Source organism: Parabacteroides hominis, from assembly GCF_014287585.1.
Classification (GTDB): Bacteria; Bacteroidota; Bacteroidia; order Bacteroidales; family Tannerellaceae; genus Parabacteroides; species Parabacteroides hominis.
The window spans coordinates 1-578 of the sequence record NZ_JACOOJ010000113.1 but is presented as its reverse complement, the minus strand read 5'-3'; the positions used below and the strand labels follow the sequence as shown (position 1 = coordinate 578).

The following is a 578-nucleotide window of genomic DNA, read 5'->3' as shown; positions in this document are numbered from 1 at the left end:
GGTATGGATTTCAACCTTACCGATTGCCTGTTGGACGGGGTAGAAGTAATCGTTACATTCCAGGATGGCGGTTTGGCCGGCTATGACCTTGCAATCGTCGAAGACAGTTGGGACAATGACCTGAAACAGTTCAAACTAAAGCAGAATGACCAGGAGAACGCTTTGAAAGTCCCCGGTGACATTAACTTCTCTGTCGGTGACAAGTTTATCCTTACCGGTCTAAAGATGCCGCAAAGCTACCGTGATAACGCATCCTTGCAGCTACAGGAAGAAGCGCAAGCGTGGTTGGACGGCAAATGTGAGAAACGCATCCAGTTGCGTGGTAAATGTGACGAGGTCATTTTTCGTCTGCAAAACCTTTTTATCGCCTGTGGCCAGATGGTCGGTGTGTATTCCGAACAGTTGGATATCGATCGGGAGATTCGCGTGACCAAGGTAAAAAGGTATATCGAGAAAGACGGTACGCCTTCATACCGGTATGAACTTACCTTGTCTGATTTTCTTGAATCGAATGGTTTTAAGGATTTGGTGGATGATGTGAATAAAGTGCCGGAAGAGATTGAAGATAAAGTAAAGCC

At 46.2% G+C, this 578-nt stretch carries 1 pseudogene; it reads left to right on the top strand.

Going from position 1 to position 578, the window contains the following annotated elements:
- Positions 1-578 (top strand): annotated as a pseudogene (locus H8S65_RS20885) (hypothetical protein); the annotation flags it as partial.